Origin of the sequence: Streptomyces sp. DH12 (assembly GCF_020873895.1) — a bacterium.
In the GTDB taxonomy this organism is placed as follows: domain Bacteria; phylum Actinomycetota; class Actinomycetes; order Streptomycetales; family Streptomycetaceae; genus Streptomyces.
In genome coordinates, this window is the sequence record NZ_JAHWGT010000442.1 from 1 (window position 1) to 616 (window position 616).

1 protein-coding gene is annotated in these 616 nt (G+C 74.5%); it reads left to right on the forward strand.

The window, feature by feature from the left end; genetic code table 11:
- Nucleotides 1-53: 53 nt before the first annotated feature.
- The coding region (locus LPA54_RS35065; protein ID WP_228984647.1) for a universal stress protein at nt 54-616 on the forward strand (563 nt) is incomplete at its 3' end.

Here is a 616-nt window from a genome sequence, read left to right on the forward strand (position 1 = left end):
GCGGACCGCCCGCGTGGGTACTCGGTGGCATCTTCCGGGGACGGGAGTGTGTGGTGGACGACACGGTGATCGTCGGAGTGGACGGCTCCTCCTCCAGCCTCGCCGCCGCCGACGTGGCGGCCGAGGAGGCGCGGCTGCGTGGGGCCCGGCTGCGCATCGTGCACGCGTTCACCCGGCCCGCCGACCTGGATCCGATGATCCACGGGGTGCTGGCCGAGACGGAGCAGCGGATCCACGAGCGCGTCCCCGGACTGGAGATCGCCCGCACCGTGGTGTCCGGCGACGCCCTGACGGTGCTGGGGACCGAGTCGCGGCACGCGGTGCTGACCGTGCTGGGGCGGCGCGGCCGGAGCCTCTTCGGCGACCTGCTGCTGGGCTCGACGGCCATGCAGCTGGCGGCGCACGGGCACGGCCCTCTCATGGTGATGCGCGGGCGGCCCGACCCCCAGGGTCCCGTACTGCTGGCCGCGGACGGCTCGCCCGCCGGGAACGCCGCCGCGTCCTTCGCGTTCACGGAGGCAGAACTGCGCGGGGCCCCACTGGTGGCCATGCACGTCTGGAACACCTGGAGCGAGCCCACGCCGTACGAGGCCCCGGGCGATCCGCTGAGCGTGGT